The sequence below is a fragment of the Algoriphagus ornithinivorans genome, assembly GCF_900115305.1.
In the GTDB taxonomy this organism is placed as follows: domain Bacteria; phylum Bacteroidota; class Bacteroidia; order Cytophagales; family Cyclobacteriaceae; genus Algoriphagus; species Algoriphagus ornithinivorans.
Genome location: NZ_FOVW01000002.1, coordinates 96,252 through 123,136, shown reverse-complemented (window position 1 = coordinate 123,136; position 26,885 = coordinate 96,252). Strand labels below are relative to the sequence as shown.

Sequence of the window (26,885 nt, the reverse complement as noted above, 5' to 3'; positions counted from 1 at the left end):
TTTTATTTCCTGACACGATATTTTATGCCATTGACTAATTTTATTTTTCAAACTCATTCATAATCTTTTATAATTCTTGGAAAAATACTATTTAACTGATTTATAGCTATTTGCAAACGAAATCGATTCCGTAATCTATACTATTAGACACCTTGCTATGGGTTTTATATATAGGTAAATTATAATCATAAATAAAGTTCTAAAGTATCATTAATACACATTAGAAAAACTCTATTTATAACCATAATCTATCTATCAATTAACAATAAACCCTTATCCAATGCGTCCAAAATTTTACACTTACCTCACGGTAGTGCTTTTTCTTTTGCTTGGTGTATTCCAGGCAAAAGCACAAGACCAGCAAGTAAGCGGAACCGTTTCCGACGAAACCGGATATCCCCTTCCCGGGGTGACCATTCTATTGAAAGGAACTACCCGCGGCACAACCTCCGACTTAGATGGAAAGTATTCCATCTCAGCCCCTTCAACCGGGGTTTTAGTATTTTCTTTTATTGGCTATGACCCAAAAGAGGTTACAGTTGGTAATCAGACTACTATTAATGTAAGCCTCAATCCAGATTTATCTGATTTGGAAGAAGTGATTGTGGTAGGATACGGAACAGCCAAGAAAAGTCAACTGACAGGTGCAATTTCTTCAGTTGGAAACAAAGAAATCCAAGAGCTCCCAATCACCGATGCCAGGCAGGCATTACAAGGGAGAGCTGCTGGAGTTGATGTTACACAGCCCGGATCAAAGCCAGGCTCAGCACCTCAGGTTCGTATCAGAGGAAGACGATCATTCAATGCATCCAACGAACCTTTGTATGTAGTAGACGGAATTCCGATTGTAGGTGGATTGGATGACATCAACCCTCAGGACATTACTTCCATGGAAGTTCTGAAAGATGCCTCTGCAACAGCTATCTATGGTTCAAGAGGTGCGAATGGAGTGGTTTTAATCACTACTAAAAGAGGTACAAAAGGTAAAACAGTAGTGTCTTTAGACTCCTATTATGGAATCAATGAAGAATTGGGAAGAATTGAAGTTTTTGATGGACCTGCTTTCGCAGAATACAAAAGAGAGTCCAGAAGAGCTACAGGAAACTACCCTGAAGGTCCGGCCACTCCAGAAGCTGATGCAAATATTTTTGAACCAGTAGAATTAGAAAGCTTAGCCATGGGAAGAAGCACCGATTATATCGGAGGTCTACTTCGCACCGGTGCAATCCAAAGTCATCAAATTGGAGTAAGTGGGGGGAGTGATAAAACCACCTTCTTTGTTTCCGCCAACTACTTCAATGACAAGGGAGTAGTAATCAATCAGGATTTTAGCCGGTATACATTTAGGGTGAATATCGATCATCAAATCAATGATAAGTTTAAGATAGGAACCTCCACCCTAGTATCTTACAGTGAAAGAAATGGAGAAGACTTTAACCCACTAGGTGGTGCACTGCAAGAAAATCCATTAGGTAAGCCTTTTGATGATGAGGGTAATTTGATCTTTTTACCTACGTCTGATGGTCTGAGAACCAACCCTTTTGCAGAAGTTGTACCAGGAGCCCAAGTCGATCTTACCAAAAGATACAGGATCTTCAATTCCATTTATGCCAATTGGCAAATTGCAGAAGGTTTGACATACAGGTTTGTTTTTGGTCCTGATTTTAACATAGCCAGGTCTGGAAGATTCACAGGATCTCAAACCAATGCAAGACGTGGTGGGGCAGCTACAGGAAGTGTTAATGAGCGTTTTCGATTCAATTACACGCTAGAAAATATCCTGACATACACTAAAAAATTCAATCAGGATCATAATATCAACATCACCGCTCTTCAGTCCATTCAAAAAGACAATTTTGAGCAGACAACTGTAAGTGTACTAGGCATACCAGCAGAGTCTCAACTATTCCATCGTTTAGGAGATGCTTCCCAAATCACAGGAGCAAACACAAATTTGGTTCAATGGGCTTTGATGTCATTCATGGGAAGGGTTAATTATGATTATAAAAACAAACTCCTTCTAACAGGTACTGTAAGGGCTGACGGTAGCTCAAGATTTGGAGAAAACAATAGGTACGGGGTATTCCCTTCTGTGGCAGTTGGCTGGAATTTATCTGAGGAAGCTTTCCTGAAAAATTCCTCATCCGTAGATCAATTGAAACTGAGAGTCTCTTATGGATCGATTGGAAATCAAGCAATCAATCCTTATCAAACGCAAGCACTTCTTGGTCGTACTACTTATGCTTTTGATAATACTCCTGCATTTGGTTATCGTCCAAACTCAATTGGTAACCCGGATTTGAGATGGGAGACTTCTACAACATTTAATACTGGGGTTGATTTTGCCCTTTGGAAAGGAAGAGTAATAGGTGCTTTGGAATATTACGTCACCAATACTTCCGATCTTTTGGCACCTCAACCATTGCCGAATTCAACCGGATTTGGAGGTTTTATTACCAATATTGGAGAAACACAAAATCGGGGAATTGAATTAACTCTATCTACCTTAAATGTTGAAAAAGGAGATTTCACCTGGTCCACAGACCTGATTTTCACAAGAAACCGAGAAGAAATCATTTCACTACCTAACGGAGATGATATCGCTGCTGGTAGATTTATTGGGCGACCATTGACTGTATTTTACGACTTGAAGAAAGTTGGAATTTGGCAATTGAGCGAAGCTGATGTAGCTAATTCATTTGGCGATGTTCCTGGCGAAATCAAGGTGGAAGATTTCAACGGCGATGGAAGAATCAATGCAGATGACAGACAATTTTTAGGCTCAGCAGTCCCTGATTTCTCAATCGGTATGACTAATCGTTTTGCCTACAAAGGCTTTGATTTCAACTTCTTCATATTTGGAAGATTTGGTTCCATGATCAGATCAGCCTTCCATGACAATTTCAATACGCTGTTTGGAAGATATAATAACCTAGCCGTGAATTATTGGACTCCTAATAATCCGACTAATGATTATCCAAGGCCAAATCAAAATCAAGAACGTCCGAAATATAATACTTCTATGTCCTACTTCAGCGGAACTTTCGTGAAGGTTAGAAATATCAATTTTGGATATAGTTTCTCTCAAGAAGCAGTTAAAAAAATTGGTTTGCAAAGCCTGCGAATTTATAGCAGTATTCAGCAACCCTTTATATTCTCAGAGTACAGAACAAAGCATAAGGGTATAGATCCAGAGGTTTTCATAGATGGAGAGCAAGGGGTCGAAGGTGGAGTAGTTAATGCTAACATATCCCCTGCTGTTACCCAGTTTACTTTTGGAATCAATGCAAAGTTTTAATCAGAAAAATCAATCTCATGAATAAGCAATTAATCAATAATATAAAGTATGGAGCTAAAGCCTGTTTTTTGGCTTTGAGCATCTCCATGGCTGTTTCCTGCGATGGATTATTGGAGGAGGATGTCATTTCACAAATCGGGAACAATTACCTCAACACTCCAAAAGGTCTAAATGACGGCATAAATGCAGCCTACAGTACAATGAGGAGTTGGTATGGAACAGAAAGAGGAAACAATTTCAGCATTTTCGGAACCGACATTTATACCAATGGATCAGACGGTAGCTGGAAATTTATGAATACCTATACCAATCAATTTGACTCTCAGAATGGACATGTTCGTGAGCTTTGGGATGAATTGTACAGAGGTATCAATACCTGCAATGCTGTAATTGAAAGAGCCGAGAACGTAACCGGAATGTCCTCCCAATTAAAAGCTCAGAGGGTTGCAGAAGCTAAATTTATAAGAGCTCATCACTATTTCTTATTGGTACAACTTTTTGGAGCAGTGGACCTTCAATTATCCGAAACCAGAGTTCCTACCAAAGAAGTAAGCAGAGCACCTGTTTCCGAAGTTTATGCTGCAATCATTCAAGATCTTCAGGAAGCCATCCCTAATCTGGAGGCCAAGGCTAAATCAAGCGATTACGGAAGAGCAACCAGACCTGCTGCAGAGCATTTACTGGGAAGAGTTTATATAACCCGTGCAACTTCACCTGCAGGCAGCGCAGCAGATTATGCGTCAGCAGAACCTTTATTGAAAAATGTAATTAATAATTACGGATTACGATTATTACCTGATTTTGGAAATGTACATCGCTTTGGAAATGAGATCAACGATGAGGTAATCTGGTCGGTTCAATATACCAGAGACCCTCTTACCAATGGTGGCGGCAATAATGCTCATGTTTTCTTCTTGATGGAATATGATATCCAACCAGGTATGATTCGGGATACTCAAAATGGAAGGCCTTTCAAGCGCTATAAGCCAACTACTTATTGCTTGGAAACTGTATTTGGAGAAAGAGTAAATGACAGTAGGTATAAAAAATCATTTGTTGATCATTTTCTTGCCAATAGACCAGGTACATACAATACCACCTTTGACCCGACAAAGCAGAAAGTAACCTTTGCGCAAGGAGACACAACCATTTATCTACCCGGGTTTGAAATGCCTTTGGATGAGCAAGCGAAAAAGCCCTACCAGGTTCTTACCCCAAGTAGATATACCGAAAAGCTGTATCCATCCTTAAACAAACATTTAGATCCAGGAAGAGTAGATAGAACTCAGTTTGAAGGTGGAAGAGACTATATCGCCATGCGTCTTGCCGACACTTACCTACTTTTAGCTGAAACACAATTCAGACAGGGAAAAGTTGCTGAAGCTACAGAAACCATCAATGTGGTAAGAAGAAGAGCTGCTTTTCCAGGAAGAAGTAGTCAAATGGAAATTACTCCATCTCAGATGACTTTCGAATTTTTGACTGAAGAAAGAGCAAGAGAATTGATTGGCGAACAAACTAGATGGTTAGACTTGAAACGCTGGGGAATTTTGGTAGAAAGAGTTAAGGCATACAACCCTCAGGGAGCTCCAAATATTCAGGATTTCCATACCCTTAGACCTATACCTCAAAATCAAATAGACCGGGCTGAAGGTGGAGCAAGTGCTTTCCCTCAAAACCCCGGTTATTAAAAATTAGCTGGTTTTCAAACAAAAAACTGCTTCGATTTTCGGAGCAGTTTTTTTTATTTCCAGCACACTAAAGTTGACTAATAATTTCTAAACCTTTTATCTCACAAGTGTCGACTCCCTAATCGTAATTTTACTGGGAATGGTAATCACCTGATTCAAAAGATCGGGTTGTCTGGGCTTCGTCAGTTTTTTGATTAAAAGCTTTGCACACTCCTCCCCTATAGTTTCTGCAGGTTGAGTGATAGTAGTTAGGGATGGATTTAGCAATCCGGCAATACTCATATTCGAGAAGGAAATAATCTTCAAATCATCCGGAATGCTCAAGTTTGTTTTTTTGACTGCCTGATAAGTGGCCAAAGCCAATTTTTCAACTGATGATAAAATGCCATCCGGTCTGTTAGAGGACAGCAGCAACTCTCTAATCAACTGAGTATTATCTTCATCACTATGACAGCAATGCAGGCTAAATGCGGGTTCAGGTTCCATTCCAGCCATTTTCAAGGCATCCACATAGCCTCTATGCCTTTCTTTGGTGATGGAAAGTTCTTTACTCAGCATTAAAAATGCGATCTTTTTACATCCTTGCTGAATCAAATGCTTAGTCCCTTCGAAAGCACTTTCATAGTCATTGGTGATGAATTTGGTAGTTGGAATTTCTGAACAAATTCGATCGAAAAATAATATAGGCAAACCTCTATCATGCAAGCGCTTCAAATGAGAAACATCACTTGTTTGGCTGGAAACAGACATGACTATTGCATCAGCTCTGCCATTTTGAAGCAAAGAGAGGATTTTCTTTTCTTTCTCTACATCCTCGTGGGTACTGTAGACCAGCAAATGATAGCCATGCTCAGAAGTAATTTCTTCGATTCCATCGATCACCTGAGAGAAAAAGTAATTGATACGCTCAGGGATAATAACTGCAATGGTTTTACTCTTATTCTCCCTCAAACTTCTGGCAAATGGATTAGGCTGATAATTCAGTTTTTCCGCCATGCTAATCACCTTTTTTTTGGTGGCTTCGGAAATTTCGTAACTGTCATTTAAAGCCCTGGATACGGTAGATGGCGCCAAATTCAACTCAGCTGCCAGTTCTTTGAGACTGATTCCATTATTCATGACTATTTTGGGTTTGTTAGTATAAAAGTCATTGAAAATACGAATCATTTTCGCTCACTTGGTAAAATGGTTCGGAAAATTTCGCAAACGTTTTCGTATTTAAATCTTCAAATGCTCTCGATTCGGGGTAAATTCAAGTTTGAAACGGAATGCTAATTTGATGACCTTTTTCCCATGATTTCAACTAATTCGCAAGTGAATTTTCTATCCGAAGACTTCTTATTGCAAAACTCTTTTGCTAAGACGCTATACCACGATTACGCTAAAAATCTACCCATTATAGATTATCACAACCATCTTTCTCCCTCAGAAGTCAATTCCAATAGGCAGTTTTCCAATATGAGTCAGATTTGGTTGGCTGGAGATCATTATAAGTGGAGAGCTATGCGAACATTGGGCATCTCCGAAAAATATATTACAGGCAATGCCACTGATTCAGAGAAGTTCAAAAAATGGGCTCAAACCGTCCCTTACACCATGCGTAACCCGCTGTATCATTGGACTCATTTAGAGCTGAAAAGATATTTTGGAATTGAAGAAATATTAAATGAATCCAATGCAGCTGAAGTTTATCTTCATTGCAATGAATTACTTCAAAAGCCGGAATATGCCACTCAAGGATTATTGGGGCAAATGAAAGTGGAAGTAATCTGTTCAACAGATGATCCCATTGATTCTCTACATGACCATGTTAATTTTAGTAGAAAAAAAACCGGGCTATCCATGTATCCTGCATTCAGGCCGGATAAAGCTTATGCCATAGAAAACCCGGATGCCTATCTTTCCTATTTAGAAAAACTGGGAGAAGCAGCAGGAATTAGCATCCAGAATTATGAAGATCTTTTAGCGGCTTTGGAAAATAGAATTGGATATTTTCATGAGAGGGGTTGTAGGCTAAGTGACCATGGTTTAGAACAATTATATTTCTTTGAAAAAGACGAATTCAATCTTCAGGATCTATTTGAGTTAATTCGCTTCAAAAAGAAATTAGAACCCAAAGAAATCCAGTATTTCAAATTCAAAACCTTGCAGGAACTTTGCAAAATGTATCATTCCAAGGGCTGGGTTCAACAGTTTCATTTGGGGGCTTTGCGGAATACCAATACCCGAAAATTGAGTGAATTGGGTCCGGATACGGGATTTGATTCCATTGGGGACTTTGATCAAGCCAAAGCATTAGCAGGCTTCTTAAATTCACTTGATAGCAAGGATCAATTAGCTAAAACTGTCCTTTATAATCTCAATCCAAGAGACAATGAGGTATTTGCAACCATGATCGGAAATTTTAATGATGGAAGCACCAAAGGAAAAATTCAATTTGGCTCAGGTTGGTGGTATTTAGACCAAAAAGACGGGATGGAAGCCCAGATGAATGTATTATCAAATATGGGATTGATATCATGCTTTATAGGTATGTTGACCGATTCTAGAAGCTTTTTATCCTTTCCAAGACATGAGTATTTCCGAAGAATCCTTTGCAATTTATTTGGAAAAGATGTAGAAAATGGAGAACTCCCCTGGGATGAAAAATGGCTGGGAAAAATCATTACTGATATCTGCTACCATAATGCCAAAAACTATTTTGACTTTAATTCAAAAAATATAACCGTCTGATAATGAGTAACTCTCTTTTCAACCTTTCCGGAAAAATAATTGCCTTCTCCGGCGCTACAGGAGTACTTGGCGAAGCAATGAGCAGGTATTTAGCTAAAGAAGGTGCTACGATTTTGATCCTTGGAAGGAATGAAGTTAAAATAGAAGATCTCATTGTCAAAATAAAATCAGAAGGCGGAAAAGCTGAGGGCTTTCAATGTGATGTTACCGATGAAGACCAATTAAAAAAGGCTGTAGAAGAAGTAAAAAAAACAGTCGGTAGGATTGATATCTTGATTAATGCAGCAGGTGGAAATATGCCGAGTGCTGTAATCAGACCTGATCAAAATTTTCTTGATCTGGATGCCAAAGCTTTGAAGAAGGTAATGGATCTCAACTATTTGGGAACTGTGCTTCCAACCAAGCATTTTCTCCCTTTGATGCTGGCGCAAAACAAAGGAAATATTATCAATATCAGCTCCATGGCTGCCAGTAGACCTATGACGAGAGTAATGGGATATGCTTCCGCCAAAGCCGCTATAGATAATATGACCAAGTGGTTAGCTGTGGAATTGGCGAAGAAACATGGTCCTGATTTCAGAGTGAACGCGATTGCACCTGGATTCTTTCTCACAGAACAAAACCGGACTTTATTAACGGAAAATGATGGATCACTAACCAGTCGAGGAAATCAGATCATAGAGCATACTCCTATGGATAGATTTGGAAAACCAGAAGATCTCTTTGGAGCATTACAGTGGCTTTGTTCAGATGCCTCTGCTTTTGTCACTGGAACAATCATTCCGATAGACGGAGGCTTTAGTGCATTTTCCGGAGTTTAATTTTCATGATCTCAACCCAATAAACCCTAAATAAAAGACAATGGCACTATTCAAAATGGAACAAACCATGCGATGGTATGGACCTAATGATCCAGTCAGTTTAAGAGATATTCGTCAAGCAGGTGCTACAGGTATTGTAACTGCCCTTCACCACATCCCAAATGGGGATATATGGTCAAGAGAAGAGATCCTGCTTCGAAAAAAAACTATTGAAGATGCCGGATTAAACTGGTCTGTGGTAGAATCTGTTCCAGTTCATGAGCGTATCAAAACCAGATCTGGTAACTTTCAGGAACTGGTAGCCAATTACCAACAAACCATCAGAAATCTGGCATCTGAAGGAATTTTTACTGTTTGTTACAATTTCATGCCCATACTGGACTGGACTAGAACAGATTTGGAACTAGAACTTCCAAATGGATCCAAGGCCTTGTTTTATGAAAAGAAGGCGGTCCAGGCATTCGACCTTTTTATTTTGAAAAGACCTGCAGCTTTGGAGGAATATACTCCCAAAGAAATTGAGGAAGTACGGCAATATTACGAAGCCCTTTCTCCTGAAAAGAAGCAACTGATTATAGATAACATTCTGAAAGGTTTACCCGGCTCTGAAATTGGTTACACCATGGAGGAGTTCAGGGAAATGCTTTCAACTTATGAAGGCATTGATGCATCTAAACTTCAAGAACATCTAAGGCTTTTTTTAGATGCTATAGTTCCAGTAGCTGAAGAGGCGGGAGTTTATATGACTATACACCCAGATGACCCTCCCTTCTCGCTGTATGGCTTGCCTAGAGTAGTGTCAACAGCTGCAGATGCAAGAAGAATAATAAGGGATAACCCAAGTCCAAATAACGGATTGTGCTTTTGTACCGGAAGTTATGGAGTAAGACCGGACAATGATTTACCTGCAATGGTTGCAGAATTTGGTGATCATATCAATTTCATCCATCTGAGAAGTACTAAAAGAGATGAGGCAGGGAATTTCTTTGAAGACAATCATTTGGAGGGCGATGTGCCTATGGTTGCCGTAATTGATGAAATACTGAAAATTCAGGAAAAAAGAGGAAAAAGTATTCCTATGCGTCCTGATCATGGACATCAAATGCTGGATGATTTAGGAAAAAAAACGAACCCTGGCTACTCTGCAATTGGAAGATTAAAAGGTTTGGCTGAAATTAGAGGAGTGGAGCAAGCACTTCTTTACAGCAAAACCAAATGACAGAAAAAGAAAAAATGCTCGCCGGCCAACTCTATCAGGCCGGCGATCCTATTTTATCATCAGAGAGGCTAAGAGCAAGAAAGCTATTAAAGGAATTCAATTTTTCAGATCTGGAAGAATCCGAGAAAAGGCAAAATATCTTGAGCCAATTACTGGGCAGCATCGGTGAAAACTGCTGGATCGAGCCCCCTTTTTCCTGTGATTATGGTTATAATATTTCTTTGGGCAACCATGTCTTTTTTAATTTCAATTGTGTGATATTGGATGTAGTCCCTGTAACCATAGGGGATAGAACTTTAGTGGGTCCAAATGTTCAATTTTACCCCGCAACCCATCCTATCGATTCAAAAACCAGAGGAGAGCTTTGGGAATTCGGAAAAGAAATTCATGTTGGATCAGATGTTTGGATTGGAGGTGGTAGCATTATCTGCCCTGGAGTAAAAATTGGTAATAGGGCAATCATAGGAGCTGGATCTGTGGTAACCAAAGATGTTCCTGATGATGTGATAGTTGCAGGTAATCCCGCCCGAATAATCAAAAAATTATAAGCTAAAAATCATGACTCAATTTTATTCTAAGCGAGACCTTAAGTTTCAACTTTTTGAATTGATAAAAGCTGATGAGTTAAATCAAATCGAATATTTCCAAGACCATAACCGGGAAACCTTTGAAATGATCCTTGAGGCTGCCGATCAAATAGCTCAAAAGTCCTTGAGACCTTTACTTACCGAGATGGATCGCAATGAACCTCAATTAGAAGACGGGAAAATCAAGATTCATCCAGGAATGAAATCCATCATACAACAATTCGGGAGGGATGGATGGATTAATGCTACTTTTAGCTATGAAGAAGGCGGCCAACAATTACCTTGGACTATACATATTGCAGCGGGGTTCATTCTTCAGGCAGCAAATTACTCAGCCTCTGTATTTCCTTTTTTGACTACTGGAGCGGCTAACTTGATACGATCTTTTGGTAGTCAGGAATTAATAGAAAAGTTTACACCAAATCTCTACTCTGGGCTTTGGCAGGGCACCATGGCTTTGACTGAGCCCGATGCAGGAAGTTCCCTCTCAGACCTAAGCACTACTGCGTTTCCGACAGATGAAGCTGGAGTCTATAAAATTAAAGGTCAAAAAATCTACATATCCTGTGGAGATCATGATGCCTGTGAGAATATCATTCATCTCATGCTGGCCAGAATAGATGGTGCACCTGCACGAACAAAAGGAATATCTCTTTTTGTAGTTCCCCAAAAGCGAATTGATACGCAGGAAAGTAACGATGTATTAACTCAGGGCATTTATCACAAGATGGGTTATAAAGGAGCCCCAATAGCTCATTTGATGATAGGTTCAGAAGATCAGTGTGAAGGATATCTTGTGGGTGAAGCTAATCTTGGCTTGAAGTACATGTTTCAAATGATGAATGAGGCAAGACTTGGAGTAGGAATGAATGGGGTTGCAATTGCTACGGCCGCTTATTATTCCTCTTTGGCCTATGCCAAAGAACGTCCTCAGGGAAGGAGAATTAACAATAAAGATCTCAATCAACCACAAGTTCCCATTATAGAGCATGCAGATGTAAAACGGATGCTTTTGTTTCAGAAAAGTGTCACTGAGGGTTCATTGGGACTATTGCTATACTGCTCTAAACTTGCGGATGAAGTCCAGCGAGAGCCAAATTCAGAGAAGAAAAAAGCCAAGGAAGCATTGCTGGACTTATTAACCCCAATTGCAAAAAGCTACCCATCAGAAATGGGTGTTCATAGTACATCTGCAGCTGTTCAGATTTTAGGCGGGGCTGGCTATACTACGGATTTTCCTGTAGAGCAATATTATCGTGAAGCCCGAATACATCCTATTCATGAAGGAACTACAGGGATTCATGGATTGGATCTTTTAGGAAGGAAGGTCCTAATGTCAGAAGGACTAGCTTGGAAATTACTTCACCAAGAAATATTGAAGAGCCTAAATCAGTCAAGCCTTGACCCTAATTTGAAATCAAGATTTGAAAAATACCATAGGATAGTTTTAGAAACAGCCGAAAAAGTATTGGCAAGGAGTAAAAAAGGCCTGGAATATTATCTTGCCGATGCCACTTTATTCTTAGAAATGTGCGGAATCCTTTGCGTAGCTTGGAAATGGCTAGATCAATCCAATATCGCCCAAAGTCAATTAAATGGTGGATCTCCGGAGAAAGCTTTCTATAAAGGTAAAATAATGGCCTCAGAATATTTTATGGAATATGAGCTAACAAAAATAGAATCCCTTGCAGCAAGGCTTCAATCAGAGAGCTACCCTACTCTTGAAATGAAAAATGATTGGTTTTAATCCTTCAAAGTGAGAGCTACTGTTTAAATCGATCTTTATCCATGAATATTGAAAAACATTTGCTTATTTTGGCGAGCAATAAATTTTAACCTCATTTAATATTAATGAAAAGAGTTTTAGTAAGTGGTGGTGGCGGATTTTTGGGTAGCCATCTATGCGATAGATTATTAAAGGAAGGTAACGAAGTACTATGTGTGGATAATTTTTTCACGGGAAATAGAAGAAACATTCACCATCTTTTAGACAATAAGAATTTCGAATTATTGAGGCACGATGTGACTCATCCTCTTTATGTGGAAGTGGACGAGATTTATAACCTCGCTTGCCCCGCCTCTCCAATTCATTATCAATTTGACCCTGTTCAAACGACCAAAACCTCCGTGATTGGTGCTATGAACATGTTAGGTTTGGCTAAAAGGCTGAAAATTAAAATCCTTCAGGCAAGTACATCTGAAGTTTATGGAGATCCAGAAATCCATCCTCAACCTGAATCCTACAGAGGTAATGTAAATACGCTTGGTCCTCGTGCTTGTTATGATGAGGGAAAGAGGTGTGCAGAAACTTTATTCTTTGATTATCACAGACAGCATGGAGTTGCGATCAAAGTGATGAGAATATTCAATACTTATGGTCCAAGGATGCACCCGAATGATGGCCGAGTTGTCAGCAACTTTATTGTTCAGGCATTAAAAAATCAAGATATCACCATCTACGGCGATGGAAAGCAAACTCGTTCTTTCTGTTATGTAGATGATAATATCGAAGGAATGTACAGGTTGATGAACTCCAGAGACGGATTTACTGGTCCGGTTAATATTGGAAACCCCGGAGAATTCACCATGTTGGAGCTAGCCAACTTGGTAATCGAACTGACCAACTCGAAAAGCAAGCTGGTTCATATGCCATTACCACAGGATGATCCAATGCAGAGAAAGCCAGTTATCGATCTTGCAAAGAAAGAATTAGGCTGGGAGCCTACAATTCCACTCCGAGAAGGTTTGGTCAAAACAATTGAATATTTCGAAAGTATTATATAAATCAAAAGCCACCCTCTCGGGTGGCTTTTTTTTTATTTGTCTCCGTGCTTTTCTATATGAGCCTCTTTGATTTTTCTCCTCAGAATTTTACCCACATTGGATTTAGGCAGCTCATCAGTAAAATATACTTCTTTTGGAATCTTATAGTTGGTCAATGATTCGTGGCAATGTGCTATAACAGCCTCAGCCTTCAGACTTTGATCTTTTGCTACTACATAGGCTACCACCTTTTCAGTTGATTTAGGATCCGGCATTCCTATGACTCCGACTTCTAGTACTCCTGGACAGGAAGCTATACAATCTTCAACTTCATTAGGATAAACATTAAACCCGGAAACTAGTATCATTTCCTTCTTTCTATCCACGATTTTAAAGAAGCCATCTTCATCCATAACTCCAATATCCCCTGACTTAAACCATTCTCCATGCATTACATTTGCAGTTTCCTCGGGACGATTCCAATAACCTTTCATGACTTGAGGTCCTTTTATCAAAATCTCTCCTCTTTCTCCTAATCCCAATGGTTCACCCTCATCATTAGCGATCATTACCTCTGTATTTGGCAACGGAATTCCTATTGTCCCAATCCTCTCAGTTCCATCAATAGGATTACATGTAGCTACTGGTGCAGTCTCTGTTAAGCCATAACCTTCTGCTAAAGGAACTCCAGTAACTTTTTTCCACTTTTCAGCAGTAACTTTCTGAACAGCCATCCCTCCTCCTACTGCGATCTTTAATTTGCTGAAATCAAGATTCAAAAATGCCTCTTGATTGAGAAGTCCATTAAACAAGGTATTTACTCCTGTGAAAACCGTGAATTGATGCTTGGATAGGTCTTTGCAAAAGGCCTTCATATCCCTTGGATTGGTGATCAAAAGGTTATGTGCTCCAATTTTTAGCATAGCCAAACAATTCACTGTCAAAGCGAAAATATGGTATAATGGCAAAGCAGTAATTACAATTTCCTCTCGCTCTCTCAACTTAGGTTTCATCCAAGCAGAAATCTGCTGCATGTTTGCCACTATATTACTGTGCGTTAATTCAGCACCTTTAGAGACCCCTGTAGTTCCTCCTGTATATTGTAGGAAAGCGGTATCTTGAAGAGAAATCTTTGGTTTTTTGAAGCTATGCTTAGCTCCTTTTGAAAGTGTGGACTTCAAGGAAACAGCATTGGGAATACTGTAAGCAGGAACCATTTTTTTGATATGCTTCACCACCAAGTTTACCAATGTGCCTTTGAAACCGCCCAACATATCCCCCAATTCTGTAACTATGACATGTTTAGCGGGGATTTCATGAAGGATTTTTTCCAAGTTGTAGGCAAAGTTGGCTACAATGACAATAACATCAGCCCCAGAATCATTGAACTGATGCTTCATCTCGGAAGATGTATAAAGCGGATTAGTATTAACTACAACCATCCCTGCCCTCAGGGCACCAAACATCACCACAGGATATTGAAGGATATTTGGCATTTGGATTGCCACGCGGGAACCCTTTTTCAACTTTAATTCCTCTGTAAGGTAAGCAGCAAAATGAGCACTGTATTCATTTATTTGATTGAAAGACAGTGTCTTTCCCATGCATTCATAGGCGACCGCATCTTTGTATTTCTCAACGCTTTCATCGAATAAATCTGCAACACTGGAGTATGCTTCACAATTCACTTCTTTTTCAACAGAGGCAGGGTAATGTTTAAACCACGGGAAATCCTTCATCGATTGGCTAATTTGGGTGTAACGTTATATTTAATTAAAGCCTAATATAATTCTATTTTAAAATTTTTCGGGCAATTAACTCCTTCATAATTTCATTTGTACCTGCATAAATTCTCTGAACTCTCGCATCTGCATAAGCTCGAGCTACTCCATACTCCCACATGTACCCATATCCTCCGTGTAATTGTACACATTCATCCGCCACCTTGCACTGAAGTTCGGTCATATTGTATTTAGCTGCAGACGCCATGGCAGGATCAACTAATTTGGAATTATGCAACTGCACCAAATGGTCACAATAGATTCTTCCCTGCTCCAAAGCTGCTGTCATCTCTGCTAATTTGAATCTGGTATTTTGGAACTCCGAAATACTTTTATTGAAGGCTTTCCTTTGCTTCACATATTCAACAGTGGATGCCAGCATATATTCTCCCAAAGCAACTGCCGCCAAAGCGACTACCAATCGCTCTTGGGCAAGTTCGGTCATCAAATATTTGAACCCTTCTCCCAACTTACCAAGAAGGTTTTCCTTTGGAACTTTCACATCTTCAAAGAATAATTCGCAAGTATCTTGGGCATGAAGGCCAACTTTCTCAAAAGGCTTTCCTTTTGAAAATCCTTTCATATCCTTATCAATCAGAACCAAACTGATGCCTTTTGCACCTTTTGCAGGATCAGTTTTAACCGCAACAACCACAACATCAGATAGATAACCATTTGTAATGAAAGTTTTACTTCCATTAACCAAAAAATGATCTCCTTTATCCTCAGCTGATGTACGCATTCCCTGTAAATCAGAACCAGCACCGGGCTCAGTCATTGCAACGGCACCGATATAATCACCTGAAACCATCTTGGGGATATACTTCTTCTTGGCTTCTTCTGTGCCATAATGCAAAATATAAGGCATCACAATGTCACTGTGAAGGGGATATCCAATCGCAGGTCCTGAGCATCCACTCAATCCCAATTCTTCAATTAATATCGCATTGTATCGGAAATCTTGTATGTTCATTCCTCCCAATGACTCGGGAGCTTGTATGCCTAAGAATCCGTTTTCACCAAATTTTTTCCAGGATTCTCGAGAAACCATTTTTTGTTTCTCCCATTCTGCATTGTAGGGGCTTATCTCTCTGGCAATAAAATCTTTTACACTCTGCCGAAAAAGCTCATGCTCTTCGGTAAATAACATTCGTGGTAGTCCAAACATTGGGTTTATATCGTTTTTAATTCCCTCAAAAATAGAAAATTCAGCTGTTTTTGAGGTTAATTAAGGGTTTTCATTTAAGGAAAAATAAACAATTCCTTTTCTGAAAAATTGATTAACAAGACTTATGTTTAAACTTCAACCACAAAGACATCTAGCTTTCCTATGACCGAGTTAAGTATCAACAGCCCCATTTCTGATTTAGAAGTACTGGATTTTTGGAATAAAGGAGAAAAAATTCTCAATGTATTGCCTGCCGGCGACAGTAATATGAACCTGGTTTTAAGAGTACAGACAAATGAAAAGTCTGTCATCCTCAAGCAATCCAAACCTTATGTCAGGAAATTCCCTCAAATCCCTGCTCCCATCGAAAGAATTGATGTAGAATACCAATATCTCAGCAGGATTAATCAGAAGGAAAGTCTGCGTCCCTACTCCCCGGAAGTATTGGCTTATTATCCTGATCAACATATTTTAATTACTGCAGATTTGGGGACAGAAGGAGACTTTTCGAAAATGTATCAAGCTGATTTTTCTTTAAGTCAAAATCATGCAAAATCCATCTTTCAATATCTCAATTTCCTACATCAGGTTGATGGGTTGGGTTTTCCTGAAAATCTAGAAATGAAGAAATTAAATCATGAGCACATTTTCAATTTTCCTTTCTTAGAAGAAAATGGCTTTGACTTAGATAGCGTTCAGCCTGGCTTGCAGGATTTGAGTATGGCTTGGAAAAGGGATACCCAGCTGAAATCCAAAATCACTGAATTAGGTAAAAGATATCTTTCTACCGGAAAGACTTTACTTCATGGTGACTTTTATCCAGGTAGCTGGATAGAATCCCAGGGTGAGTTAAAAGTCATAGATCCTGAATTTGGTTTTATGGGTGATGCCGAGTTTGATCTAGGCGTGGTCTTGGCACATGGAGATCTCAGTGGAAACTCTGAAATTATTCAGCAGGCTTTCCAGGATCATTATACCCTGCCTTATTCCCAAGCTTTGTTGGATCAATACCATGGGGTTGAAATCTTGAGAAGACTGATAGGTATAGCCCAGCTTCCAGTAAATTTTGATCTGGAAGCAAAGAAAAAATTATTGGAAAAGGGAAGAAAGCTCATTCTTGGCTAAGTTGCCGTGAAAAACAAAAAAGCTCCAAACATCTTCGTCTGGAGCTTTTTTTCTTCAATTTTTGAATTAGAAATGGAGAATTTTCATTCTTCCTTTAGAGTCTGTTACCTCCAAATAAACTTCTTCAGGACTTAATCCCTGCAATTTGAAATCCTTGGTAAAGCCTTCTGAAACATTGATTCTTTCAGAGTGCAAAATTGCATCAGAATCTTCATGACGAACTTTAACTCGAACTCCAGGTTCGGTCAATCCAAACACAGATAAATTGATGGTCTGATCGTCCACTTTCTTACCGTAAGCTGCCAATGGATACTCATCAATTATTTTTTTGCGCTCAAACGTTTCCACCTTGTAAGTTACTTCCTCATCCTCTGTAGTAATTTTGACCTGATATTCTCCACAAGGCATTTCATTCAAGTCATAAGGAACGATTACTTGCTGGTCCTTTACATTTACTTTTCTTTGATGGAGCATTTTTCCATCCTCATCAAGGATTGCTACTTTGGCTTTCCCAATACCTTCTTTAAGAAGGACGTTTACTTTTTTAAACTTGGCGCTGGCAGTAGATAAAGCCATCAAGTCTTCATTTGAATTTGAAGCCAGAGTGCTAGTTGCTAAAAGTCCGGCCATTGCGATTGTGAATAAGGTTTTCATAATGTGAGTTGGTTTAGTGTTTCAATGTCTACCCTCTTGCGAAGGACATACCAACTCTGAATAATCCCAGTTTCTCATTAAAACTGAGAAAATACATTTTTCAAAAAATTAACAATTGAACAAAATTAAATTTGGATAACGTGTCAAAAAATTAACAAAAACTGTATAACTACTGAGCAAATCCCCGTTCGCTTGTATCAGTTCCGAACAAAATCCTTGGATTTCTTACTGGAAGAAGGTTGCATGATTACCGGTATTGTTAAGGAAAATTAATTCAAAAAAAATTTCCATCGCATCATGCCAATTTTTACAAATAAAAAAACCTGTACGCTTCTGTACAGGTCTTGTTCGTCGCGGGACAATTAAAGTCTTCTTTTAAGATTTCTTAAACTCTGAAATCAACATTTTCACTCGATCTTTGATATCTAAATCACTGATATCCAGGTTTCCTGAAGTAGCCTTTAGGAAATCTGCCACTGCACCTTCATGATCTGTTGACTTCCCTTCAGCCAATGTCACATAGCGCATAGTAGACCAAAGCAAGGTCTTGAGCTGAGTCTTGCTATCATCAGTCATGTAGTATTCAACCACTATAGTATTGTGATTATGCCAGATGATTCGGCTCATGATGCGGACCCACTCTCCCACCATGGCAGGTTTGACATAGCTGATATTATGATTGTACACCACCCAGGCAGCTTTATACTTTCGGATCAAATCAATAACTTCCAAGCCATACAGCTTTGGCACCTGATCTTCCCTCGCATTGAAGAAGTAATCAAAATACTTCGCATTATTTAAATGCTGTAAAGGATCGCAATCTTGAAAACGGATTACAACTCTGCTTTCCGTTTCTTGGGGGTAGTATTTGTCTGGGTTAAATTCAAACATTCTTTTAAAGGTCTTTTGAGGTAATTAAATGAATTCCTGCATCCTGCATTTCCTTCAAAGCCACATCTCCATCTTCCGCTTTAAGGTTTACAGGCTTGGTCGCATCCGTAATTAAATAGGTTTCAAACCCCAGGCTTTTCGAATCCATAGCTGTAAACTTCACGCAGTAATCTTGTGCAAGACCGCAAACATATACCTTTTCCACTCCAATATCTTCTAAAAATTTTCCCAAACCTGTAACCCCTCTTCTGGCATTATCGAAAAAGCCTGAATACGAGTCCACTTCCGGATTAGTCCCTTTTTGAAAAATATCCTCCCATTGAGATTGATTAAGGTCCGAGGAAAATTGGGCTCCTTTGGTAAACTGTACACAGTGAACTGGCCACAAAACCTGCGTCAATCCCTGGAGATCAATCAGATCCCCAGGATTCTTGCCTTCATGATTGGCCGCAAAGCTTTGATGATCAACTGGATGCCAATCCTGAGTCGCTATGATCAATTCAAATTTTTCCTGAATTGAATTAATGATGGGTACAATTTGATCTCCATCAGAGACCGCTAAAGCGCCTCCCGGTAAAAAATCATATTGAACATCAACTATTACTAAAGCTGACTTTGAATTATGCATTGCCATTTTCCATCTTTTTTGCCTGTAAAACCAATTCCATTCTCAAATGGTGCAAATTTTCCTCCAAGCCCACTGGATATAGATGCGGATTGACCAATCTCTTATGTGTTTTATCAAAGGAATCCAGCTGTTTCTGTGCTCTTTCACGGATTTTTTGAATATCAGGACTTTGATAAACTGCTTTCCCTTTTTTGAAAATAGGTTTTAATAAATCCTCTTCCTGATAAAATGCCGGCATGATTCTTTTTCTTCTAGTCGGATCAGTTGGATCAATAATGACCGTACCTCTTGGGTTGATCTCCTCATTTTCCAAGTAAATCATATCAGCCACTGCTTTGTCATTAGAGTAGTATCGCTTCACATTGTGAATTCCCGGAATATTGATTTTCAGGGATTGTTGACTGATTTTAATCTTAGGCTGAAAAATTCCATTCTCGGTTTTAATAGCTGACAACTTATAAACGGCGCCCAAGGCAGGCTGATCAAACGCTGTAACCAGTTTGGTTCCAACACCCCATACATTGATTGAGGCCTCCTGCCCTTTCAAAGAAGTAATGATATGCTCATCCAGGTCATTGGAAGCTACAATTTTTGCCTCAGGAAACCCTGCCTCATCCAAGAGTTCTCTTGCTTGATTGGAAAAATAAGCCAAATCCCCGCTGTCAATTCGGATCCCCATCATCTCTTTTCCTTTTTTTCGCAAAGCTTGGCCAACCTTAATTGCGTTTTTGATTCCATTGATTGTATCATAGGTATCTACCAAAAAGACACATTGATTGGGAAATGCATCTGCATAGGCTTCGAAAGCTTCCAGTTCAGTCTCAAATGACATGATCCAGCTATGGGCATGTGTTCCGGAAACAGGTATTCCAAATAGCTTTCCTGCCATTACATTACTGGTAGAAGCACACCCTCCAATATAGGCCGCTCTACTTGCTGCCAATGCTCCATCTATGCCTTGTGCCCTTCGTAAACCGAATTCTAATACAGGTTCTCCTTTTGCTGCCAAATTAATTCTAGCTGCCTTAGTAGCGATCAATGATTGGAAGTTGAGGATATTCAGAAGGGGTGTTTCCAGCAACTGACACTGGATTAAAGGGCCTTTTACACGCACCATAGGTGCATTGGGAAATACCACGGTTCCTTCCTCCACGGCATCTATGTCACAACTGAATTTTAATTCGCTCAAATACTCCAAAAATCCCTTTTCAAACTGTGGGCTTCCATCAGGGGCTTTCATTTGTGAGAGGTACTCTATATCCTCTTTCCCAAACCTGAAATTACTGCAATAGTCAATGACATAATCCAGTCCAGCTGCCAAGGTAAAACCGCCCTGAAATGGATGTTTTCTGAAAAACAGATTAAAAACAGCCTCCTGCTCACCTTTTCCCGATTTCCAATAGGCATACGCCATGGTAAGCTGATAAAAGTCAGTGAGAAGGGCCAAGCTTCCCTGATATAAGTCTTTCGTGATTTTCATAAATTCAATTCTGACTTAAAAATATAACAGACATTGATTCTTCCCTAAAGTTTTCTAAACACATTTCCGGACAAATGAAGTTTTATCACTGATGAACTGTTTTTTTTGGATATTGTGGTTACAAAATTCCAAGCTGTATCGACCTAAAGATGAATAGCAAATGAAGCTAAATCCAAATTTCACTGATCAGGAACTGGTGGAAATGATCCTAACCAAAAACCGGCAGAATATGGCAATAACTTTACTTTATCGACAATATTACGGAGTCTTAGAAAATTACATTTTACAGAATTCCGGCAGTTCAGACGATGCGGCAGACATCATTCAGGAAGTGATGCTGATTTTTGTACAAATGATTTCTGAAGGAAAATTCAGAGCAGAGTCCTCCATCAAATCCTTTCTTTACAGTATTTGTAGAAACCTTTGGATCACAGAGTTAAGAAAAAGAAAAAGCTCTGCTGCAAGGCATGAGAAATATGAAGAAAGAACTGAAAAAGTAGATTCAGATGTCTCGGAAAGCATAGCAAAAACCGAGAGTCTCAAATACATCATGGGACTCTTTCAAGAGTTGGGAGACAAATGCAAGCAGATTCTTCAACTCTTCTACTATGAAGAACTTCCAATGAAGGAGATTTGCGAGAAACTTGACTTTAGTTCAGAGCAGGTTCTCAGAAACAAAAAATACAAATGCCTGAAATCATTGATTGAAAAAACACAGGCTTCACCTCAAGTATATCAAAACCTTCAAAAAGCTTTACGCCATGAATAATATAGACTTGGAAACATTGGAAGCTTATTTGGATGGAAAATTAGCTTCTGAAGAAAAAATACTACTTGAAAATAGCTTAAAGGAAGACGCCTCTTTAAGAGAGGAACTGGAATTACTAAAACTCTCAAGAGAGGCAATAGCTATGAACTCCTGGGCAGAATTGATCTCCGGAACTCAAAAATCATTTTTGAAGGAGAGAAAAAAAGCAGATTCAAAAGCAACTCCACTTTGGTCTTGGGCTGGAAGAATCGCCGCAGGTCTGTCTTTTTTACTGGTGGTGGCAACTGTGGTACTATTCGTCACAACGTCCCAAAATTCCATGGTAGAGAATTTTTACAGCTATCAAATTCCTGTGATGCGAGGAGAACAAAATACATTCTCACAAATTCAGGATGCCTACCTCAACCAGGATTATGAGCTGATAGAGTCCTTAAGAAGTCAGGTCAGTCAATCAGATTTAGAATCCCTATTTATTTTAGCCATGGCTGATTTGGAAAACGAAAAGTCAGCTTCGGCTGAAATCATATTAAAAGATCTAGAAACCAGAAGTTCACAATTGGAAGAACCAGTATTTTCGGAGGAAATCGATTATTATCTGATCCAGTCATTACTTCAGCAGGAAAAATATGATGAGGCTGAATTACGTCTTGAAAAGATCTTGCAGGATCCTTCACATCGATATTTCAAAAACTTTACAAAGTTGGATTTATGGAAAATAAGAATTCTAAAACTGAAAAAGGGATTATAATAAAGCAAAAACTCTCTTCGGGGAGTTTTTTTAATTTTTTTTCAGTTAAGTGGTTACATATTTGCAATTGACTCCGACAAAGGATTAAACCAACAAAAATTATGAGAACACTAATCAAATTAACACTAAGCACATTTTTGATTATCGGGCTAGCTGCCTGTAACAATGATGAAGATCCTCTTTCCTTAGGTGAAGGAGAAGTGAGAATGGGTGTTGGAGTCAAAATGAACTCCGGTACGAATCCAGGCGCAAGAATCCAAAATTCAGGACTTGATATCAACTCAGGCTTTTTACAAGTGAAAAAAATTGAGTTGGAAACAGAAGGAGTTGACGAAAATGGAGAATTCGAGCGTGAGCTTGAATATAAATTTCCGGAAATTCTGAAAATCGATTTCAATGAATTTGATTCAGGAGCCGACTTCTTTATCAATATTCCTGCTGGAAACTATTATGAAGTTGAATTTGAAATTGACTTGATTGATAACAGAAACGAGCCAAGCATTCAGCTAGACGGTACTTTTAATAAGGAAGACGGAAGTTCAGTACCATTTAGACTTCAGGTTTTTGGAGATGATGACGAGGACTTGGATTTTGAAGTTGAGTTGGAAGCCGAAGATGATGATGAATTATTCTTCCTCGATGCAGTAAATAATCCTTTGGCAATGCTAGAAATTAATGCAAAAGGTTGGTTCTCTAGTATCTCAAATTCTGAATTAGAAAATGCAGAATTGACTGATGGTGTCTTGCTAATTTCAAGAACAAAAAATAGAGAAATCTATGAAAGAGTATTGGATAAAATAGAAGCTTCAAGCGAAATTGAGCTGAAACTAAAATAGGGCTAATTTTCAGCGAAATAATCCGGCAGAGCAATTTGCCGGATTTTTTTTATTCCTTTTTATTTGACCTGTAAATTATCCAGACTATACCCGCTAGAATAAAGAGAACCAAAGCTATCCTACCTATTACTTCTTTTACTTTTCGCTCAAAAGAAACTACTTCAGGCTGACCGATTAACACATAATTTGCCCAATAACCAGGGTGAGAGAACTGGGACATTTTGGGATCATTTAGTAAATCCAATTTTGCCAATCTTAATGCCGAGGCATAGGTTTCACCTTCTTGCAAGTGTTTGTAAAAGGCGTCGGATAAATACACAGCTACCTGATTTTCGGTTAACCATAATGAGGTAATTAAGTGATCAGCTCCAGCCAAAGCGAAACTTCTAGCTAAACTGATCAACCCCTCAGAGTCACTCAACTGCCCTGCTCCTGTTTCGCATGCACTGAGAAATACAAATTCAACCGAGTCCAAAGCCTGATAGCTCAATTCCTGAGAAAAAAGCCTAAATTCTTCCAGACCGGGATAGAATGCGATAAATGAAGAATTGATGTCCCCGGGCTCAGCTTTTGCATGCGTCGCCAAATGGATATAGGGATAATTAGAGGCTTCTTTCAAGAAAGTTTCCAGATCGGCAGACTCATCTGTAAACACGGTAAATCCTTTCCTGCTTATTTCCTCTTTGGATCCTGGCAATCTGGATAAGCCTTGAAATCCCTTTTGCTCAAATGGAGAAAAACCCAAAACAGCATTGGAAAACCATTCTTTCTTGGGTTCTGATTTAACCAAAGCGGCAGAAAACTGATATAAAACTGCAATTCGCTCAATTAAATATTCTCCATCAATGGGTAATACCTCAAAAGGAATAGAATTAAACTGCGCATGAGGAACTACAATCAACTGATTCCTGCTTTTCATTCTCACCAGCCAAGGATCAAAAAGTGTTTTCCCAAATTGACTGATAAAGGAACCAGCATCATACTTTCTGCCCAAGTTAGGAGTTTGTAATGCCTTCCTCCAATTTTCAAGTTCTCTGAAATTGATTTCTTTGATATCCAACGCTTTGAAATCGAAAAAATCAGGCTCAACCCAAAAAACAAATAATTTTGAAGAAGTTTGGAATAGAGATAAACTCGCCTTCCTCCTACCCAATTGATCCTGATATCTAGCTAAACTAAAGACATCTGCATTTTCAAAATCAGGCAAAAAACTCTTGAATTCTTCACGTAACCTGGACAAGTCAACTTGCAGTTTGACAAATTCCTCCTGAAGCTTCTTTAACTCTTCGGGATCATTGGATAAATATTGTCTTTGATAATTTTTTGAAAGCAGAAACTGGAGGTTTTCCTCTTCCTGAAGCTTCGCTAAAGGGATTCCAGACCTTCTTTTGAGTCTTTCAAAATAGGCACTTTGTCTCAAAGCCCCGGCTTTGCTTTGCTCTGCCCAAACAAAAGCCTGCTCCATTAAACCCAATTCATCTCTCTCAAGAGCAATATTATAAATCCTCTCGATGGCGATTTGATAGGCCTTGAGAACTTGGTCTCCCAAAAAAATTCTAGCCTCATCGTTATCAAAATTGAAGCTGATGTAATTTGCAAAATCGAAAGCACTGAGATAGGTACTCAAGCCCAACCTGAACCATTTGGAATCTTCTTCTTTTTCGTAAAGCATCCAGGCTATTTTCGCCTTTGATGCTAAAACTTCAAAAAGCGTTATAGACGACATTCCTAAGGATGATTTTTCCGGATTTTGAAAAATATCTGAGTTTTGAAAAGTTGGATGTAGCTCAATGATTGCTTTTTGGTAAGAATTCAAAGCCTTCTGATACTCCTTTTTCTGTTCATGGAGCTGGCCTCTAAGATTATGATAGATACCTCTCTGAAGATCATTTTTCCTTGTCAATTTGATCATGAGAGAGTCCCTAGTCCTATCCAAAGCCAATTCAGCAGCCTCAAGATCATTTTTTAACAAATAACCTTTCGCAAGTAAATTCCAATGCGAAAACTTTAAAGGCTCAGAGGTCTCACTTATCTGGTTTAATACATCCAGCGCTTGATCAGGATTTCCCTCTTCCAAATGAGTGTTTGCCAGATTGATTCGAACTTGATTTGGATTAATCTCCCAAGTCAGTAAATCCTCATAGATCTTTTTCGCACTATCGTATTTTTCCAGATTATACAAGGCTGATGCCTTATTACTCAAGAAACTATAGCGTGCATATCGTCCATAATCCCCTAAAGAAGAAGGCAAGGCTGACTCTGCCCTACTGAAATAGCTGATACTTTGGCTGTAATTTCCTGTTTCAAAAAAGTAAACCCCTAAAGCATTAAATAGCCGTTCAGGCTGAGTCTTTTCCTGAATTAATTTCTGAAGATTTTCCGCCTCCTTCAAATGGTAAATTGAACTATCCAGCTTACTCAAGCTAAAAAGAAGCTCTCCCAAAAATAGATGAGATGAGTAAACTAAAGTATCCGGAAGCTTAAATGCTTTGGCAAGTTGAATTCCTTTTCTGTAAGATTTGGCTGCAGCTTCATTTTTACCATAAACTGAAAGTAACACTCCTAACCTTTCAGAGCCTCTCAAGAAAAGCTGAACCTCTTCAGAATTGGGAGTTTCAGCCAAAGCCTCAGAGTACAGCTTGATGGCAAGCCTATCATCCTCCTCAGTAGGTGAAGGCAACTGGTAAAGAGAGTCGGCTTTTTTCAGCAAATCCAGTTTTCCTTGCGCTAATACGCATATGGGTGAGAAGCATAAGCTTAGGAAAATGGAAAGATAGAGTCTCTTTACAAACACGGAAATAGGGATAAACCCTACTCCAGACGAGCAACGATTACCACAAAAGGAGGTCTCGGCTTGCCGGCAGGTCGGGTTTCATTTAGTGATCTAAAATTAACCCAATTTCCTCCTCTTCGCTCATTGATCAAGTCATTTTTTTCCTCAATATCATCCAATAATGCTTGAGGAATGTCTGCCACAGTTTCAAAATAGAAAAATCTCAAGGGGATAGAATTGAGTGCCAGATTGCTTAAATCAGGTAATCTGTAAAGCAATTCAACATCTAGGACTTGTCCGTTTACGGGAATAGCACCAAATGTCCCATTTTCAACTGTTTTTTGAAGGTCAAAAACACCTTTGGATGAAATCTCAAAACCGAGATCCTCTAGAGAAATACCGTTTTGATCCTCTACATCAAAATCACAGCTGGTATCATCATCGTCGTCATCATCTCCATCATCGCAGGGAAGTAACAAACCCGGAACTCCATTATAAATTGGAGCTGCCTGTATTTGATTCTGTCCAAGGACATAAATACCATCCCGGTAATTCACCCCTCCGATGGTAACAAAAGTATCACAGGAACTGGAGCTTCCTTCCGGAGTAAATGTTACTTTATATTTCAATCCGGTTTCACTTGCATTTACATCAATAGCCCCCGTCTCTCCATTGATAGCCAATCCATCAGGACTGGCAGTGAAAGTTCCTGATGCATTGGTAATCGGATTTACAATTACATTTTGGGTTGCATTGATGTAATAAATGGTGTCTGTGTAAGCAAATAACTCGCAATCAAATGAATTATCTCTGATCTGATTATCCTGAACACAAGAAAAAGATAGCAAAGCCAATAAGGCAAAAGTCAAAGTTGAAAGTAAAGCATGTGGGCGCATGAGTTCCTTTTTTATTTTAAGTCG

21 protein-coding genes are annotated in these 26,885 nt (G+C 39.1%); 12 read left to right on the top strand and 9 right to left on the bottom strand.

Going from position 1 to position 26,885, the window contains the following annotated elements; all coding sequences use genetic code 11:
- Window positions 1–280: 280 nt before the first annotated feature.
- Both BM073_RS02640 and BM073_RS02635 read left to right on the top strand, forming a co-directional pair.
- Window positions 281–3,298, top strand: a complete 3,018-nt coding sequence (locus tag BM073_RS02640) for a SusC/RagA family TonB-linked outer membrane protein (RefSeq protein WP_091649965.1) — start codon at window positions 281–283, stop codon at window positions 3,296–3,298.
- Window positions 3,299–3,315: 17 nt separating this feature from the next.
- Window positions 3,316–4,989, top strand: a complete 1,674-nt coding sequence (locus BM073_RS02635; protein WP_091649963.1) for a RagB/SusD family nutrient uptake outer membrane protein — start codon at window positions 3,316–3,318, stop codon at window positions 4,987–4,989.
- 96 nt (window positions 4,990–5,085) lie between these two features.
- Here the strand turns inward: BM073_RS02635 and BM073_RS02630 are convergent, their stop codons facing one another.
- On the bottom strand, window positions 5,086–6,108 hold the full coding sequence (locus tag BM073_RS02630; protein ID WP_091650900.1) for a LacI family DNA-binding transcriptional regulator: 1,023 nt from the start codon (window positions 6,106–6,108) through the stop codon (window positions 5,086–5,088).
- 174 nt (window positions 6,109–6,282) lie between these two features.
- Between BM073_RS02630 and uxaC the strand changes: the two genes are divergently transcribed.
- The 6 genes from uxaC to BM073_RS02600 all read left to right on the top strand — a co-directional run bounded on the left by uxaC (window position 6,283) and on the right by BM073_RS02600 (window position 13,133).
- The gene (gene uxaC / locus BM073_RS02625; protein ID WP_091649960.1) at window positions 6,283–7,722 is read left to right on the top strand and encodes a glucuronate isomerase; all 1,440 of its coding nucleotides are present in this window, start codon (window positions 6,283–6,285) and stop codon (window positions 7,720–7,722) included.
- Between the two features lie 2 nt (window positions 7,723–7,724).
- Entirely contained in the window at window positions 7,725–8,543 is an 819-nt protein-coding gene (locus BM073_RS02620; protein ID WP_091649958.1) for an SDR family oxidoreductase, read from the top strand.
- 40 nt (window positions 8,544–8,583) lie between these two features.
- A complete protein-coding gene (gene uxuA / locus BM073_RS02615) occupies window positions 8,584–9,762 on the top strand; it encodes a mannonate dehydratase (protein WP_245756358.1) in 1,179 nt (392 codons plus the stop codon).
- The gene (locus BM073_RS02610; protein WP_091649955.1) at window positions 9,759–10,310 is read left to right on the top strand and encodes a sugar O-acetyltransferase; all 552 of its coding nucleotides are present in this window, start codon (window positions 9,759–9,761) and stop codon (window positions 10,308–10,310) included. The genes uxuA and BM073_RS02610 overlap by 4 nt, the downstream gene beginning before the upstream one ends.
- A gap of 10 nt (window positions 10,311–10,320) precedes the next feature.
- A complete protein-coding gene (locus BM073_RS02605) occupies window positions 10,321–12,096 on the top strand; it encodes an acyl-CoA dehydrogenase (protein ID WP_091649952.1) in 1,776 nt (591 codons plus the stop codon).
- Window positions 12,097–12,200: 104 nt separating this feature from the next.
- Window positions 12,201–13,133, top strand: a complete 933-nt coding sequence (locus tag BM073_RS02600; protein WP_091649949.1) for a UDP-glucuronic acid decarboxylase family protein — start codon at window positions 12,201–12,203, stop codon at window positions 13,131–13,133.
- Between the two features lie 32 nt (window positions 13,134–13,165).
- Here BM073_RS02600 and BM073_RS02595 read toward each other — a convergent pair whose 3' ends face one another.
- Both BM073_RS02595 and BM073_RS02590 read right to left on the bottom strand, forming a co-directional pair.
- The gene (locus BM073_RS02595; protein WP_091649946.1) at window positions 13,166–14,851 is read right to left on the bottom strand and encodes an AMP-binding protein; all 1,686 of its coding nucleotides are present in this window, start codon (window positions 14,849–14,851) and stop codon (window positions 13,166–13,168) included.
- Window positions 14,852–14,903: 52 nt separating this feature from the next.
- Entirely contained in the window at window positions 14,904–16,061 is a 1,158-nt protein-coding gene (locus BM073_RS02590; RefSeq protein ID WP_091649943.1) for an acyl-CoA dehydrogenase family protein, read from the bottom strand.
- 162 nt (window positions 16,062–16,223) lie between these two features.
- On the opposite strand from BM073_RS02590, the gene BM073_RS02585 reads away from it, so the two are divergent.
- Entirely contained in the window at window positions 16,224–17,186 is a 963-nt protein-coding gene (locus BM073_RS02585; RefSeq protein ID WP_091649939.1) for a phosphotransferase, read from the top strand.
- Window positions 17,187–17,252: 66 nt separating this feature from the next.
- Here BM073_RS02585 and BM073_RS02580 read toward each other — a convergent pair whose 3' ends face one another.
- The 4 genes from BM073_RS02580 to BM073_RS02565 form a co-directional block, all read right to left on the bottom strand.
- Window positions 17,253–17,840, bottom strand: a complete 588-nt coding sequence (locus BM073_RS02580; protein WP_091649934.1) for a hypothetical protein — start codon at window positions 17,838–17,840, stop codon at window positions 17,253–17,255.
- 375 nt (window positions 17,841–18,215) lie between these two features.
- Entirely contained in the window at window positions 18,216–18,731 is a 516-nt protein-coding gene (locus BM073_RS02575) for an acyl-CoA thioesterase (protein WP_091649930.1), read from the bottom strand.
- A 4-nt stretch (window positions 18,732–18,735) separates the two neighbouring features.
- Window positions 18,736–19,365 (bottom strand): bifunctional nicotinamidase/pyrazinamidase, encoded by a 630-nt coding sequence (gene pncA, locus BM073_RS02570; RefSeq protein ID WP_407639966.1) that lies wholly within the window; start codon window positions 19,363–19,365, stop codon window positions 18,736–18,738.
- Window positions 19,352–20,839: a nicotinate phosphoribosyltransferase gene (locus BM073_RS02565; protein ID WP_091649925.1), complete on the bottom strand. Its 1,488-nt coding sequence runs from the start codon at window positions 20,837–20,839 to the stop codon at window positions 19,352–19,354. The genes pncA and BM073_RS02565 overlap by 14 nt, the downstream gene beginning before the upstream one ends.
- A gap of 160 nt (window positions 20,840–20,999) precedes the next feature.
- On the opposite strand from BM073_RS02565, the gene BM073_RS02560 reads away from it, so the two are divergent.
- From BM073_RS02560 to BM073_RS02550, 3 genes are all read left to right on the top strand, one after another.
- The gene (locus BM073_RS02560; RefSeq protein WP_091649921.1) at window positions 21,000–21,608 is read left to right on the top strand and encodes an RNA polymerase sigma factor; all 609 of its coding nucleotides are present in this window, start codon (window positions 21,000–21,002) and stop codon (window positions 21,606–21,608) included.
- Window positions 21,601–22,356, top strand: a complete 756-nt coding sequence (locus BM073_RS02555) for a hypothetical protein (RefSeq protein WP_091649918.1) — start codon at window positions 21,601–21,603, stop codon at window positions 22,354–22,356. Before BM073_RS02560 ends, BM073_RS02555 begins: the two co-directional genes overlap by 8 nt.
- Before the next feature lie 101 nt (window positions 22,357–22,457).
- Window positions 22,458–23,192, top strand: a complete 735-nt coding sequence (locus BM073_RS02550; RefSeq protein ID WP_245756357.1) for a hypothetical protein — start codon at window positions 22,458–22,460, stop codon at window positions 23,190–23,192.
- A gap of 49 nt (window positions 23,193–23,241) precedes the next feature.
- On the opposite strand, the gene BM073_RS02545 is transcribed toward BM073_RS02550, so the two are convergent.
- Both BM073_RS02545 and BM073_RS02540 read right to left on the bottom strand, forming a co-directional pair.
- Window positions 23,242–25,902 carry a CHAT domain-containing protein gene (locus BM073_RS02545; protein ID WP_091649917.1) on the bottom strand — a complete coding sequence of 887 codons (2,661 nt, stop codon included), beginning with the start codon at window positions 25,900–25,902 and terminating at the stop codon, window positions 23,242–23,244.
- A gap of 101 nt (window positions 25,903–26,003) precedes the next feature.
- Window positions 26,004–26,861, bottom strand: coding sequence for a hypothetical protein (locus BM073_RS02540; protein ID WP_091649915.1), 858 nt, complete (start codon window positions 26,859–26,861; stop codon window positions 26,004–26,006).
- Window positions 26,862–26,885 lie beyond the last annotated feature (24 nt).